Source organism: Rhizobium sp. BG4 (assembly GCF_016864575.1).
Lineage (GTDB): Bacteria > Pseudomonadota > Alphaproteobacteria > Rhizobiales > Rhizobiaceae > Rhizobium.
Genome location: NZ_CP044125.1, coordinates 1,639,329 through 1,652,131, shown reverse-complemented (window position 1 = coordinate 1,652,131; position 12,803 = coordinate 1,639,329). Strand labels below are relative to the sequence as shown.

Genomic DNA, 12,803 nt, shown 5'->3' with positions numbered 1-12,803 from the left:
GCTTTGTCTCGGAGTGCATTAGTCCTGCTTGATGAACCTCCAATGTCAGTTTTGTGTAATGACTGTCACAAAGGGCGCCGGTAATGGGGCTTTACGCACCATGCCGGCTAAGGAAATCTTCGGCCGAAAGCGCGCGGAAATCGTCGAGTGCCGAACGCAGTTTCGAATGCTCCCAATCCCACCAGGCAAGCTTGTCCATCCGCTCGCCGACACCCTTCGCAAAACGCTCGCGAATGAGCTTTGCGGGGACGCCGCCGACGATCGTGTAGGGAGCGACATCCTTGGAGACGACGGCGCCCGCACCGATCACCGCACCGTTGCCGACCGTCACGCCGGGCAGGATCGTGGCGCCATGTCCGATCCAGACATCGTGGCCGATGGTGACGCGGTTGGATCGTCGCCACTCGAAGAACTCGCTCTCCATGTCCGCATCAGGCCAGTAATCGGTGGCGCGGTAGGTGAAGTGGTGCAGCGTCGCGCGCCAGGTCGGGTGGTTTGTGGCGTTGATACGAACGGCAGCGGCAATGTTGACGAACTTGCCGATCGTCGCGCACCAGATCGAGCCATCCTGCATGATGTAGGAATAGTCGCCGAACTCGACCTCGCTGATCCGGCAGCGCTCCGAGACCTCGGTATAGCGGCCGAGCGTGGCATCGCTGACCGATGCCGTCTCGTGGATGTAGGGCTTTTCGCCGATTTTCCGGGTCATGCCGCAATTGCCTTTCTGGGGGAGAACTTCTGGACGTCGAGAATGCGGTCGGCAGCGGCCTCGCGCACTTCCTCGTCATGGAAGATGCCGAGCAGGGCGACGCCCGCCTTCTTCTTCTCGGCGATCATGCCGACGACGACGGCGCGGTTGGTGGCGTCGAGCGAAGCCGTCGGCTCGTCGAGCAGCAGGATCGTGTGATCGGTGATGAAGCCGCGGGCGATGTTGACGCGCTGCTGTTCGCCACCGGAGAAGGTCGCGGGCGGCAGCTGCCAGAGCGCTTCGGGCAGGTTGAGCTTCGTGAGAAGCTCGGCCGCCTTCTCGCGGGCTTCGCTTACCGGCACGCCGCGTGCGACGAGCGGCTCTCCCACGACATCGATCGCCGCAACGCGCGGCACGGTGCGTAGAAACTGGCTGACATAGCCGAGCGAGCGCTTGCGCACATCGATGATCGTGCGCGGATCGGCCGAGGCGAGATCGACGACGCGGCCCTGGTGGTTGACCAGGATCTGGCCGGTATCGACGGCATAGTTGCCGTAGATCATCTTCAGGAGCGAGCTCTTGCCGATGCCCGAGGGGCCGCCGAGCACGACGCATTCGCCGGCTGCAACGGAGAAGGTGACATCCGAAACCACCGGCAGCTTGATGCCGTCGCGCAGATGCATGGTGAAGCTTTTTGCGACTTCCGAAACGACGAGTGGCGTTGCCATGGTCACACCTGCAGGATGGAGGAAACGAGAAGCTGGGTATAAGGCTCGCGCGGATCGTCGAGCACGCGGTCGGTCAGGCCGTGTTCGATGACATTGCCGTCCTTCATCACCATCATCCGGTGCGATAGCAGGCGCGCGACCGCGAGGTCATGGGTCACGATGATCGCCGCGAGGCCGAGATCGTTGACGAGGCCGCGGACGAGATCGAGCAGGCGGGCCTGAACCGAGACGTCGAGACCGCCGGTCGGCTCGTCCATGAAGACCAGGCGGGGGCCGGTCACCAGGTTGCGGGCGATCTGCAGGCGCTGACGCATGCCGCCGGAAAAGGCGCGGGGCTGGTCGTCGATGCGTTCGGCATTGATTTCGACGCGCTCCAGCCAGTCGATGGCCGTCGAGCGGATCTTGCCATAATGCCGGTCACCGATCGCCATCAGCCGCTCGCCGACATTGGCGCCGGCCGAAACCGTCATGCGCAGGCCGTCGGCCGGGTTCTGGTGCACGAAGCCCCAGTCGGTCCGCATCAGGAAGCGGCGCTCGGCCTCGTTCATGCGATAGAGGTCGCGGTAGCTGCCGTCGCGCATATGATACTCGACACTGCCGGTCGTCGGCATCAGGCGCGTCGAGATGCAGTTGAGCAGCGTCGTCTTGCCGGAGCCGGACTCGCCGACGATCGCCAGCACTTCGCCCGGCCAGAGCTCGAAGGAGACATTCCGGCAGCCGATACGGTTGCCATAGAACTTCGAGACGTCATTGACTTTGAGAAGCGGTGTTTCGGTCATTCCGCAGCCTCCTTGGGCGCGAGCATTTCGCCGGCGTGGCCATGCTCGCGGCGGTCTTCGCAATGGTCGGTGTCGGAGCAGACGAACATGCGCCCGCCCTTGTCGTCGAGGATGACTTCGTCGAGATAGACCTCTTCGGCGCCGCAGAGCGCGCAGGGCTTGCCGAAGCGCTGGATCTCGAAGGGGTAGTCCTCGAAATCGAGGCTCACGACTTCGGTATAGGGCGGGACCGCATAGATACGCTTCTCGCGGCCGGCGCCGAAGAGCTGCAGCGCATCCGACATGTGCATCTTCGGATTGTCGAATTTCGGGGTCGGCGACGGGTCCATGACATAGCGTCCCGCGACCTTCACCGGATAGGCATAGGTCTTGGAGATCCGGCCGTTATGGGCGATGTCCTCGTAGAGTTTCACATGCATGAGGCCGTATTCCTCAAGGGCATGCATCTTGCGGGTTTCGGTCTCGCGCGGTTCGAGAAAGCGCAGCGGCTCGGGGATCGGCACCTGGTAGACCAGCACCTGGTTGGTGCCGAGCTTTTCCTCGGGAATGCGGTGACGCGTCTGGATGATCGTCGCATCCTTGGTATGCGTGGTCACCGCGACATTGGCGACCTTCTGGAAGAAGGCGCGGATCGAGACGGCATTGGTCGTGTCGTCGGCGCCCTGGTCGATGACCTTGAGCACATCGTCAGGGCCGATGATCGAGGCGGTCACCTGAACGCCGCCGGTGCCCCAGCCGTAGGGCATCGGCATTTCGCGGCTGGCGAAGGGAACCTGATAGCCGGGAATGGCGATCGCTTTCAGGATCGCGCGGCGGATCATCCGCTTCGTCTGCTCATCGAGATAGGCGAAATTGTAGCTGGCAAGATCGGTCATTCTGCTGCTTCCTTCATTGCTTCGCCATTGTTGCGGCTTGCCTCGAAGTCGCGGCGCATGCGGCGCACGAGATCGAGTTCGGCCTGGAAGTCGACGTAGTGCGGCAGTTTCAGATGCTCGACGAAGCCGGTCGACTGGACGTTGTCGGCATGCGAGATGACGAATTCCTCGTCCTGCGCCGGTGCCGTCACGTCTTCGCCGAGTTCGCCGGCGCGCAGCGCGCGGTCGACGAGCGACATCGACATTGCCTTGCGCTCGCTCTGGCCGAAGACCAGGCCATAGCCGCGGGTAAACTGCGGCGGAGCCTTCGCCGATCCCTTGAACTGGTTGACCATCTGGCATTCGGTGACTTGGATCGTGCCGAGAGAAACGGCAAAGCCGAGTTCAGGCACGTCGAATTCCACCTCGACTTCGCCGATGCGGATTTCGCCGGTGAAGGGGTGGTTGCGGCCGTAGCCGCGCTGCGTCGAGTAGCCGAGCGCCAGAAGGAAGCCTTCGTCGCCTCGGGCGAGCGCCTGCAGGCGCAGATCCCGGCTCATCGGGAATTCCATCGGCTCGCGCGTCAGGTCGCCGATCTCGTGATCTTCGGGCATCGAACCATCGTCCTCGATCAGGCCTTCCTGGCCGAGGATTTCGGAGACGCGGATGACGTGGCCGGTTTCGGCCTGGCGCTGAGCCGGCTCCTCAACCTCTTCATCCGTCAGCAGCGACGGGTCGAGCAGGCGGTGCGTATAGTCGAAGGTCGGGCCGAGCAGCTGGCCGCCCGGAAGGTCCTTGTAGGTCGCCGAGATACGGCGCTCGATCGTCATGCGGCTCGTATCGAGCGGCTTAGAGTAACCGAAGCGCGGCAGCGTCGTGCGGTAGGCACGCAGCAGGAAGATCGCCTCGATCATGTCGCCGCGCGACTGGCGTACGGCAAGCGCGGCAAGGGTCCGGTCGTAGAGCGATGCCTCCGCCATGACGCGGTCGACGGCAAGCGCCAGCTGCGCGACGATCTGCTCGATGCCGATTGCCGGAAGCGAGCGGTCACCGCGGCGGCGGTCGGCGAGCAGGCGATGAGCATTGGCGATGGCGGCCTCGCCACCTTTGACAGCAACATACATGGTTCACATCTCCGTTGCAGTGATCTTGGTGGTGCGCGGCAGGCAGAGGAAACTGCTGCCTGCGGCCAGCACGATGTCGACACCGCGCGGGAACAAGGCGCGGTTCTCGTTCCAGAGGCGGATGAAGGTCTCCGGCAGTCCCACCGGTGCGATTTCCGTCACGGTCTTGATACCCGGTCCCATCAGCGCCAGCGCCTTGCCGCCGTCGAGCGCAGCAATCTCGATGACAACCGTCGTCGAACGGTCGGGATATTCCTGCGTGCCCGGGGCGAATAGGCCAAAAGTGGAGAGCGCCATGCCGCTGTCGACGAAGGCGAAGCGCGCCTCGGCCTTTTCGGTGGTGACGGTCGCGCCCGTGTGGAAGCTCAGCCAGCCCGGTACGGCAGATTTGTTCAGCGCAGGCGAAAGCCAGACCGGCGTGTCATGATCGCAGAGCGTCAGCGCGATGGCGCCGGCCGCGGCACCCATCGGCGCAGGCGGGGCAGCATCGGGCGACAGCGTCTGGATCGAGCCTGGGCGGGCCATGGCATCCATCATCGCCTTGAAGACGCTCTGGGCCTGGAAGACCGGCTCGGCAAAGCCGCCGGTCAAAGTATCGTTCCTGAGTTCCATCAATCGTCTCCGCGAACCATGGTGAAGAAGTCGACGCGTGTTGCGGCCGTCTCGTCGGCCTTCTGCTGCGTCGCGGTGGCGATGCGCTGGGCGATCGGCTGAAGCAGTCTGTCCTCGACGAACGCCTTGGTTGCCTCTTCCTGCCAGAGAGCGTCGAAGATCGCGCAAAGCCGCGCCTTCTTGCGATCGGTGCCCAGCGACTGACCATGGCCGACCGTGCCGCTGGCGAGCCGGATCGTGGCGCGGGTGACCGTCACTTCGCCGAGATTGAAGGCCGAGCCGCCACCGCCGATGCGGCCGCGGACCATTACCAGTCCGGTTTCCGGGCCACGCACGGCCTGAACCTCGGGCTTGTTTGCAAGCGCCTCCCAGGCGTCATTCAGTTCAGCGAGCTCGGAGCGGGCGAGAAGATCGACCACCCTCTTCCTGCCGTCGGCTGCCTCGATTTTCTCTGCTGGTTTCATCGCCACATCCTTCGAAATGTCTATTGATATAGACAACCATACAAGATATAGCTACGCTTAAATCGGGGACATGACAAGCGTGTGACATGGCAGGGGTGAAATGGCTGGGCTGAAGCAGGTACAGAGGCAGACGGGGGTGGCGCTATGGCGCCAGATAGCGGATCGCATCCGCGAGGCAATTACCCGCGGCGCTTATGATGAAACGGGCATGGTGCCGCCGGAAACGGCGCTCGCCGAACAGTTCGGCGTCAACCGGCATACGGTTCGAAGCGCCCTTGCGGCTCTGGCTCAGGAGGGAATCGTCCGCGCCGTGCAAGGCCGCGGCACGCTGATCGAGCGCCGGGAGCGGCTGAATTTCCCGATCAGCAAGCGCACGCGCTTCACCACCGGCATCAGCGGACAGGCAAGGGAAACGCGCGGTTTCCTGCTGGCGGCTGCCGAGGAGCCTGCCGATGCAGAGGTCGCGCGCTGGCTGAAAATGTGTCCCGGCGATGCGGTCGTCAGGATCGAAACGACAAGAGAGGCCGACAAGCGTCCGGTCTCACGGGCAACGAGCTGGTTTCCCGCCGCGCGTTTCGGCGATATCGCCGAAACCTACCGCAAGACGGAATCGATCACCAAGGCTTTCGCGCTGCTCGGCCTGCAGGACTATGTCCGAGCAACGACAGAGATCACTGCCGCGCATGCCGATGCTGGAGACATCGCCGATCTGGAGCTGACGCCCGGTGCGATCCTGCTGATCACCAAGGCGATGAACACCGATCTCGACGGCGTTCCCGTGCAATATTCCATCACCCGCTTCGCCGCAGACCGGGTGCAATTCACCATCGAAAACTGAAAAAAAGCCGGGCACTTGGTCCGGCTTTCTGATTGATGCGAATCCGGCTCAGTGAGCGGCGGACATGTCGCCGAGCACTTCCTTGGAAGCGACGGTGGAATCGGCCTTCAGCTTGTAGACCATCGGAACGCCGGTCGCGAGGTTGAGGTCGAGAACCTGTTCGCGGGTCAGGCGGTCGAGCACCATGACCAGCGAACGCAGCGAGTTGCCGTGAGCCGCGACGAGAACCTTCTCGCCACGCAGAACGCGCGGCAGGATTTCCGTCAGGTAGTAGGGCCAGACGCGGGCGCCGGTGTCGCGCAGGCTTTCGCCGCCCGGAGGCGGGACGTCGTACGAGCGGCGCCAGATATGAACCTGCTCCTCGCCCCACTTGGCGCGGGCGTCATCCTTGTTGAGACCGGAGAGGTCGCCGTAGTCGCGCTCGTTCAGCGCCTGATCCTTGATCGTCTGCAGGCCCTGCTGGCCGACCTTGTCGAGGATGAGCTTCAGCGTGTGCTGCGCGCGGGTCAGCGCTGAGGTGTAGGCGACATCGAACTTGATGCCGTAATCGGCAAGCGCCTGGCCGCCGGCCGTCGCTTCCTGGATGCCGAGCTCGGTCAGATCAGGATCTTTCCAGCCGGTGAAGAGGTTCTTCAGGTTCCAGTCGCTCTGGCCATGCCGAACGAGAACGAGTGTGCCGCTCATAAAAGTCTGCCTCCGTAGGGATTATTGTGAAGAGAGCCCGAGGACATCGAGCATGGAATAGAAACCCGGCTTCTTGTCGCGCGCCCAGAGCGCCGCCTTGATGGCGCCGCGGCCGAAGATCGAGCGATCCGCCGCGCTATGCGACATCGAGACGATCTCGCCTTCGCCGGCAAAGAGCACCGAATGCTCGCCGATCACCGAGCCGCCGCGCAGCGTGGCAAAGCCGATCGTACCGGCTTCGCGCGCACCGGTATGGCCATCGCGAACCCGGACCGATTGTGTCTTCAGGTCGACATCGCGACCTTTGGCAGCGGCCTCGCCGAGCAACAGCGCAGTGCCCGAGGGCGCATCGACCTTGCGCTTGTGGTGCATTTCGAGAACTTCGATATCCCAGTCCTCGGGCGAGAGCGCTCGGGCGGCCTGCTCGATGAAGACGCTGAGAAGATTGACGCCGAGGCTCATATTGCCCGACTTGACGATCCGCGCATGGCGCCCGGCCGCCTGGATCTTGGCATCGTCGGCATCCGAGCATCCGGTCGTGCCGACCACATGGACGATGCGTGCTTGTGCTGCCAGTCCGGCAAATTCCACGCTGGCGGTTGGCGAAGTAAAGTCGAGGACACCCTCGGCATGCAGGAAGGCGGCGAGCGGATCGTCGCCGATGATCACGCCATTCGGCCCAAGCCCGGCAAGCTCGCCCGCATCGCGTCCGACGAAGGGCGAGCCGGCGCGTTCGATCGCTGCATGCAGCGTCACGCCATCGATGGAATCGATCAGCCGGATCAGCGTCTGGCCCATGCGCCCTGCTGCCCCAACCACAACCAGTTTCATAGCAGCGTCGCTCATGTCCTCAGTATTCCCGTATCAGATCGTATTCGAGGCCGCCGGCCTCTGGAGATTGTTCAGACGAGCGTAAAGTCCGTCCTCGAGCTTCGCAAGCGTCTCGTGATTGCCTTCCTCGACGACCCGGCCCTGCTGCATGACGACGATCTTGTCGGCGCGAACGACGGTGGAGAGCCGGTGCGCGATGACGACGACGGTGCGGCCCGTCATCGCCTCATCGAGCGCCTTCTGGACGGCAGCTTCGGATTCCGTATCGAGCGCCGATGTCGCCTCGTCGAGCAACAGGATCGGTGCGTTGCGTACCAGCGCGCGGGCGATCGACAGGCGCTGGCGCTGGCCGCCCGATAGGGTCACGCCATTCTCGCCGACGGCAGTATTGTAACCGTCGGGCTGTGCCATGATGAAATCATGCGCATAGGCGAGACGAGCCGCTTCCTCGATCTCCGCATCCGTAGCGTCCGGACGGCCGTAGCGGATATTGTCGCGGATCGAACCTTCGAACAGATAGGGCTGCTGTGAGACATAGGCGAGCTGCTCGCGCAGCGACTGCTTCGTCACATGCGCCACGTCCTGCCCGTCGATGATGATCTCGCCGCTCGTGGGGTCGTAAAAGCGCGGAATGAGATTGATGATCGTCGACTTGCCGGCACCCGATGGACCGACAAGCGCCGTCGTCTTCCCGCCTTCAGCGACGAAGCTGACACCATTGAGTACGGGTTCCTTGCCATAGGCGAAGGATACATTCCGGAACTCGATCCGTGCCTCCGTTGCCTTCAGCGGCTTGGCATCCGGCAGATCGCGCTGGCGCGGTTCCATGTCGAGCAGTTCGTAGATCATCCGGGCATTGACGGCTGCACGCTCCATCTGCACCTGCAGCTTTGCCAGGCGGCGGAGCGGGTCGTAAGCGAGCAGCAGGGCGGTTACGAAGGAGAAGAAGGCGCCCGGGGGCACGTTGTGATAGATCGAGCGGTAGGCGGCATAGGCAAGGACGCCCGCAACAGCCAGACCGGCAAAGCTTTCCGTCATCGGCGCATTGCGCTCCGAAAGGCGAGCAATCTTGTTGGCGCGCCCTTCGGCGACATCGATAATCTTGTTGACCCGCTTTTCGAGCTCGCTTTCCATCGTGAAAGCTTTCACGATGGAAATACCCTGGATCGACTCCTGCATCGCGCCAAAGGCGCGGCTGTTGAGGTGGATGGCTTCCTTCGTCACCTGGCGGAGGCGCTTGGAAAGATATCGAAGGCCGAGCATCAGCGGCGGCGCCATTACGAAGATGATCAGGCTGAGCAGCGGATCTTGATAGACCATCACCGAGACCAGCGAGACGAAAGAAAGCAGGTCGCGTGCCGTCGAGGTGATCGTCAGGTTCATGACGTCGCGGATGCCGCTGACATTCTGGCTGACCTGAGCGGCGATCTGTGCCGAACGCGTATCGTTGTAGAAGCCGACGGAAAGCGTCATCAGATGCGCGTAGATGCGCTTCTGGTAGCGCGCAACGATATTGTTGCCGACCTTGGAAAGCGCCACGGCCTGGCCATAGCTGGCAAAGCCGCGGGCGACAAAGGCGAGGAAAATCGACAGGCAGATGACCCAGACGATGTCACCGCGCCGGTTGGCGAAGGCCTCATCGATGATCGTGCGCATGATCCAGGCAGTATAAGCCGTCGAAAGCGCGACGATCACAAGACAGGCGATCGCGAATGCATAGCCCATGATGTGATCACGGCCGTTCTCGGCGATGATGCGCTTCAGCACGCCCGTGACTGTATCGCTACTGACGCTCTTGTTTGCGGACTTTTCCAAAAATTGCGCTTCCCGTGTCGGATCCTATGCGCGCAAAACCGCGCACTCGCGGGGCTCTATAAAGATTTGGCGGCGGCTTGGCTAGACAGGGCCTAGGCGCGCCAGCGTCTCCCATCCGTCGATACGCCGAAGGTTTCCGGGGCGCGGGCGTAGAAGGAAAGTCCTGCAAGGGCTGCCAGCGGATGCGTCACGACATAGGTCGGGATGGCGCGCAGCCAGTGCGAGTGCGGCGCTTTGTCCTCGAAGGCGGCGCGGAATTCCGGCTTGCGCAGCGCCGGCAAGATCTTCTGCGAGATGCCGCCGGAGAGATAGACGCCGCCCTTGGCCATGAAGAGCATGGCGACGTCGCCGGCGAGCCGACCGAGATAGGTCGCAAACAGCGAGATCGTCTCCTCGGCCACCTTGTCTGTGCCGGCGAGCGCGTGGGACGTGACGTCGGCCGGATCGCTGTACTTCACGTCCAGCCCGTCGGCAGTGCAGATCGCACGGTAGAGATGGATGATACCGCGGCCGCAGAGGATCTGTTCGGCGGAAACGCGGCCCTCGATCGTCTCGATATAGGGGAAAATCTGCAGGTCGCGTTCGGAGCGCGGTCCGAGATCGACATGGCCGCCTTCGCCGGGAACCGGAATCCACGAACCGCGCGCACGGACGAGGCCGCCGACGCCAAGGCCGGTGCCCGGTCCGAGAACAGCACGCGAAGCCATCAAGTCGCCCGAGGCGGGGCCGATCTGCTCGCGGTCATTGGAGCCAAGTGCAGAAATCGCCAGTGCCTGCGCCTCGAAATCGTTGACGACGAGAACGTCCTCGATGCTGAGGCCGGAAATCATCGTATGCGGGCGAACGACCCAGTCGCAGTTCGTCAGCGGGATCTCATCGCCGTTGATCGGGCCTGCAACGGCAAGGATGGCCGAACGCGGGCGTAGGGCCGTCTTGGCGAAAACGCCTGCCTTGATGGCATCGTCGATCGTCTCGAAATCGGCCGTCCGGACATTCGGAAAATTCACTGCCTCGGCTGTGGCGTCGGCGAGAATGGAGAAGCGCGCATTCGTGCCGCCGATATCGCCGATCAGGATCGGGAAGGGCATATGGGCATCGCTGGCATCAAGCATGGATTGGGCCTCGTCCGTTCAAGCTTTCAGGGTCGGGATGAGTTTGTCCGCGGTCGCTTCGTTGAGCGCCATCGGGATATCGTAGACGATCGCGAGCCGCATCAGCGCCTTGACGTCGACATCGTGCGGCATCGGGGTCAGCGGGTCGACGAAGAAGATCAGGGCGCCGATTTCACCCGTCGAGATCAGCGCGCCGATCTGCTGGTCGCCGCCGAGAGGGCCGCTTTTCAGACGGGTGACATCGAGGTCAGGGACGGCGTCGAGAACCCGGCCGCCCGTCGTGCCGGTCGCGACGATCTTCCATTTGGCGAGAAGGTCGCGGTTGCGGCGGGCAAATTCCGCCATGTCGTCTTTCTTCTGGTCATGAGCAATCAATGCAAGGCACTTGCCGCCGGCCATGAGAAAGGACCTCCATCCCGGGTTTCAATCGATTTGGCCGCTTCTATACCAAGCCGGCGATTTGAAACACAAGCCTCACGGTAATCATTGCATCGGCTTGTCGTCAGGAACCGGGCCGATGGCGGGAAGGCCCTGGTCGGAAACGGCGGGAGCCGCTGCCGGTACCGCCGTCAGAGCGCTCGCTGCCGAGCCGCCGCCATAGGTTGCTTCGGCAACCGAAGAGACGGACGGGGCGGCCAAAATGGCAGCGCAGGCTTTTGGCAGATCCGAGACCATGCCCTCGCGCGGCGGCTTCGGCGGCGGCGCATTCGGCTTCGGCGGTGCGGGCTTCGCCCAAGGTTCCTTGGTGAACCACCACGCCAGCGATTTGTCGCAGCCGTCACCGGCGGCAACGGGCGCCTGCGGCTTGCAGGCAGTGGCGCCCGGCGGGCACTTGATGCGGATGTGAAAATGCGAGTCGTGGCCATATTCCGGACGAAGCTTGCCGAGATTGGTGCGGTCGCCGGTCCAGGTGTCGCACATCTTCTTCTTGATCGCCGGATTGACGAAGATGCGCTCGACCTGCGGATAGCTTGCGGCAAGCATCAGAAGTTCGGCGCGCGATTGCGTCCAGATCTTCGGGTCGACGGTCAGGAATTTGCCCTTCTGCAGCATGGTCGTGAAAGTCAGGGCTTCCCGTTGCTCGGCATCCATCCGCTGGGATGGCATTGGGGTGAACCAAATATCGGCATCCAGGCCGACCTGATGCGAGGCGTGACCATTGAACATCGGACCACCGCGCGGCTGCGCGATATCGCCGACCAGCAGTCCCGGCCAGCCGATCTGTTGCCGCGCGTCGCGCGAAAAGCGCTCGAGCAGCGAGATCATTGCCGGATTACCCCAGCGGCGATTGCGCGAAAGCCGCATCGCCTGCCAGGTCGGCCCGTCGGCGGGAAGCGCCACGGCGCCCGACATGCAGCCCTTGGCATAGAAGCCGATCGGCTGTGCGGGCCCCTCTGACGGAAGCGATACCGAGCCGAAGATCGCCTTGGCGCTTCCCGGGCTCGGCTGCTTCTGCTGCGCGCCCGCATCGGCCGAGACGAGGCCGACGCCCAGCGCACCCGCCAAGGCGAGTTTGCCGAAAATCTTGGAAGAAGCGAGGCGGAGCGTCATGCGAATTCCCGAAATTGCCAGTGATTTGCGGTGGAATTTACCGTGAAAAGCAATTCGGGTGAATCGATGTTTTCATGGTGCTCGCGCCTAGGTGCTTTCGCCTCCGCTCAGAGATTGGCGAGGATATCGGCAGTCTTTCTGACCCGCGACAGCCGCGGCAGGATCTTCTCGCACGAAAATCCGTGCATCTCCGCCGTGAAGCTCGTCATCGCGTCTTCGGCGGCAATGACCACGTAGTTATGCGCATAGGCATCGCGAATGGTCGACTCGACGCCGAAATTGGTCGCGATCCCGGCGAGGATGACGGTCTTGATACCGCGGCGGCGAAGCTGAAGGTCTAGATCGGTGCCGTAGAAGGCGCTCCACTGGCGCTTGACGACATGGGCATCGACGGTCAGTACCGCGATCTCCGGCGGCGCCTCAAGCGCGGCGGCGGGCAATCCGCCCTTCGGGAAGCTCGCCGGTTCGTCGGCTGGATGGTTGACGGCGTCAGCGTAGTCCGCAGAGAAACCGACGGTCACCAGAATGACCGTTCCGCCCTGTGATTTCAGCTGCCTGGCAATCGCTGCCGTGTTTTCAATGACCTGCTGAGCGCTATGAGGCGCAACCGGCCGGCTGGTGATAAAGGCCTGCAGGTCGATAGAGATAAGCGCGGTGGTCTTGGGATCGTAAAGGGACATGAGGGGGCTCCGAACGACTAGTCAAAATTTCGCGAGAACGGCA

At 63.0% G+C, this 12,803-nt stretch carries 15 protein-coding genes; 1 reads left to right on the top strand and 14 read right to left on the bottom strand.

What is annotated here, in order from left to right:
- Positions 1-91: 91 nt before the first annotated feature.
- From F2982_RS08625 to phnG, 7 genes are read right to left on the bottom strand one after another with little or no spacing between them, the layout of a single operon-like run.
- On the bottom strand, positions 92-709 hold the full coding sequence (locus F2982_RS08625) for a DapH/DapD/GlmU-related protein (RefSeq protein WP_203429819.1): 618 nt from the start codon (positions 707-709) through the stop codon (positions 92-94).
- Positions 706-1,416 carry a phosphonate C-P lyase system protein PhnL gene (gene phnL, locus F2982_RS08620; protein ID WP_112714130.1) on the bottom strand — a complete coding sequence of 237 codons (711 nt, stop codon included), beginning with the start codon at positions 1,414-1,416 and terminating at the stop codon, positions 706-708. Before phnL ends, F2982_RS08625 begins: the two co-directional genes overlap by 4 nt.
- A gap of 2 nt (positions 1,417-1,418) precedes the next feature.
- On the bottom strand, positions 1,419-2,195 hold the full coding sequence (phnK, locus tag F2982_RS08615; protein ID WP_199629840.1) for a phosphonate C-P lyase system protein PhnK: 777 nt from the start codon (positions 2,193-2,195) through the stop codon (positions 1,419-1,421).
- The gene (locus F2982_RS08610) at positions 2,192-3,070 is read right to left on the bottom strand and encodes an alpha-D-ribose 1-methylphosphonate 5-phosphate C-P-lyase PhnJ (protein WP_199629839.1); all 879 of its coding nucleotides are present in this window, start codon (positions 3,068-3,070) and stop codon (positions 2,192-2,194) included. Before F2982_RS08610 ends, phnK begins: the two co-directional genes overlap by 4 nt.
- Positions 3,067-4,173, bottom strand: coding sequence for a carbon-phosphorus lyase complex subunit PhnI (locus F2982_RS08605; RefSeq protein WP_203429818.1), 1,107 nt, complete (start codon positions 4,171-4,173; stop codon positions 3,067-3,069). The genes F2982_RS08610 and F2982_RS08605 overlap by 4 nt, the downstream gene beginning before the upstream one ends.
- 3 nt (positions 4,174-4,176) lie before the next feature.
- Complete coding sequence (phnH, locus tag F2982_RS08600; protein ID WP_203429817.1) at positions 4,177-4,785, bottom strand: phosphonate C-P lyase system protein PhnH; 609 nt, start codon at positions 4,783-4,785, stop codon at positions 4,177-4,179.
- Entirely contained in the window at positions 4,785-5,249 is a 465-nt protein-coding gene (phnG, locus tag F2982_RS08595) for a phosphonate C-P lyase system protein PhnG (protein ID WP_203429816.1), read from the bottom strand. The genes phnH and phnG overlap by 1 nt, the downstream gene beginning before the upstream one ends.
- A 100-nt stretch (positions 5,250-5,349) precedes the next feature.
- On the opposite strand from phnG, the gene phnF reads away from it, so the two are divergent.
- Complete coding sequence (gene phnF, locus F2982_RS08590; protein ID WP_203429815.1) at positions 5,350-6,087, top strand: phosphonate metabolism transcriptional regulator PhnF; 738 nt, start codon at positions 5,350-5,352, stop codon at positions 6,085-6,087.
- Between the two features lie 48 nt (positions 6,088-6,135).
- Here the strand turns inward: phnF and F2982_RS08585 are convergent, their stop codons facing one another.
- The 7 genes from F2982_RS08585 to F2982_RS08555 form a co-directional block, all read right to left on the bottom strand.
- Entirely contained in the window at positions 6,136-6,771 is a 636-nt protein-coding gene (locus tag F2982_RS08585) for a 2,3-bisphosphoglycerate-dependent phosphoglycerate mutase (RefSeq protein ID WP_130279356.1), read from the bottom strand.
- 21 nt (positions 6,772-6,792) lie between these two features.
- Positions 6,793-7,617: a 4-hydroxy-tetrahydrodipicolinate reductase gene (gene dapB, locus F2982_RS08580; protein ID WP_203429814.1), complete on the bottom strand. Its 825-nt coding sequence runs from the start codon at positions 7,615-7,617 to the stop codon at positions 6,793-6,795.
- 18 nt (positions 7,618-7,635) lie between these two features.
- A complete protein-coding gene (locus F2982_RS08575; RefSeq protein WP_203429813.1) occupies positions 7,636-9,417 on the bottom strand; it encodes an ABC transporter ATP-binding protein in 1,782 nt (593 codons plus the stop codon).
- A 92-nt stretch (positions 9,418-9,509) separates the two neighbouring features.
- On the bottom strand, positions 9,510-10,529 hold the full coding sequence (locus tag F2982_RS08570) for a glucokinase (RefSeq protein WP_203429812.1): 1,020 nt from the start codon (positions 10,527-10,529) through the stop codon (positions 9,510-9,512).
- 18 nt (positions 10,530-10,547) lie between these two features.
- On the bottom strand, positions 10,548-10,928 hold the full coding sequence (locus F2982_RS08565; protein WP_112385066.1) for a methylglyoxal synthase: 381 nt from the start codon (positions 10,926-10,928) through the stop codon (positions 10,548-10,550).
- Positions 10,929-11,012: 84 nt separating this feature from the next.
- Positions 11,013-12,080 (bottom strand): penicillin-insensitive murein endopeptidase, encoded by a 1,068-nt coding sequence (mepA, locus tag F2982_RS08560; protein ID WP_203429811.1) that lies wholly within the window; start codon positions 12,078-12,080, stop codon positions 11,013-11,015.
- A 107-nt stretch (positions 12,081-12,187) separates the two neighbouring features.
- On the bottom strand, positions 12,188-12,760 hold the full coding sequence (locus F2982_RS08555) for a hydrolase (RefSeq protein WP_203429810.1): 573 nt from the start codon (positions 12,758-12,760) through the stop codon (positions 12,188-12,190).
- Positions 12,761-12,803: the final 43 nt, after the last annotated feature.

Bases quoted from the DNA above. Each gene is read 5' to 3' on its own strand.
- phnF (WP_203429815.1), top strand. From the start codon at position 5,350: ATGGCTGGGCTGAAGCAGGTACAGAGGCAGACGGGGGTGGCGCTATGG.
- F2982_RS08610 (WP_199629839.1), bottom strand. From the start codon at position 3,070: ATGACCGATCTTGCCAGCTACAATTTCGCCTATCTCGATGAGCAGACG.
- F2982_RS08565 (WP_112385066.1), bottom strand. From the start codon at position 10,928: ATGGCCGGCGGCAAGTGCCTTGCATTGATTGCTCATGACCAGAAGAAA.
- F2982_RS08555 (WP_203429810.1), bottom strand. From the start codon at position 12,760: ATGTCCCTTTACGATCCCAAGACCACCGCGCTTATCTCTATCGACCTG.
- phnK (WP_199629840.1), bottom strand. From the start codon at position 2,195: ATGACCGAAACACCGCTTCTCAAAGTCAATGACGTCTCGAAGTTCTAT.
- dapB (WP_203429814.1), bottom strand. From the start codon at position 7,617: ATGAGCGACGCTGCTATGAAACTGGTTGTGGTTGGGGCAGCAGGGCGC.
- F2982_RS08605 (WP_203429818.1), bottom strand. From the start codon at position 4,173: ATGTATGTTGCTGTCAAAGGTGGCGAGGCCGCCATCGCCAATGCTCAT.
- F2982_RS08625 (WP_203429819.1), bottom strand. From the start codon at position 709: ATGACCCGGAAAATCGGCGAAAAGCCCTACATCCACGAGACGGCATCG.
- phnH (WP_203429817.1), bottom strand. From the start codon at position 4,785: ATGGAACTCAGGAACGATACTTTGACCGGCGGCTTTGCCGAGCCGGTC.
- phnG (WP_203429816.1), bottom strand. From the start codon at position 5,249: ATGAAACCAGCAGAGAAAATCGAGGCAGCCGACGGCAGGAAGAGGGTG.
- F2982_RS08585 (WP_130279356.1), bottom strand. From the start codon at position 6,771: ATGAGCGGCACACTCGTTCTCGTTCGGCATGGCCAGAGCGACTGGAAC.
- mepA (WP_203429811.1), bottom strand. From the start codon at position 12,080: ATGACGCTCCGCCTCGCTTCTTCCAAGATTTTCGGCAAACTCGCCTTG.
- F2982_RS08570 (WP_203429812.1), bottom strand. From the start codon at position 10,529: ATGCTTGATGCCAGCGATGCCCATATGCCCTTCCCGATCCTGATCGGC.
- phnL (WP_112714130.1), bottom strand. From the start codon at position 1,416: ATGGCAACGCCACTCGTCGTTTCGGAAGTCGCAAAAAGCTTCACCATG.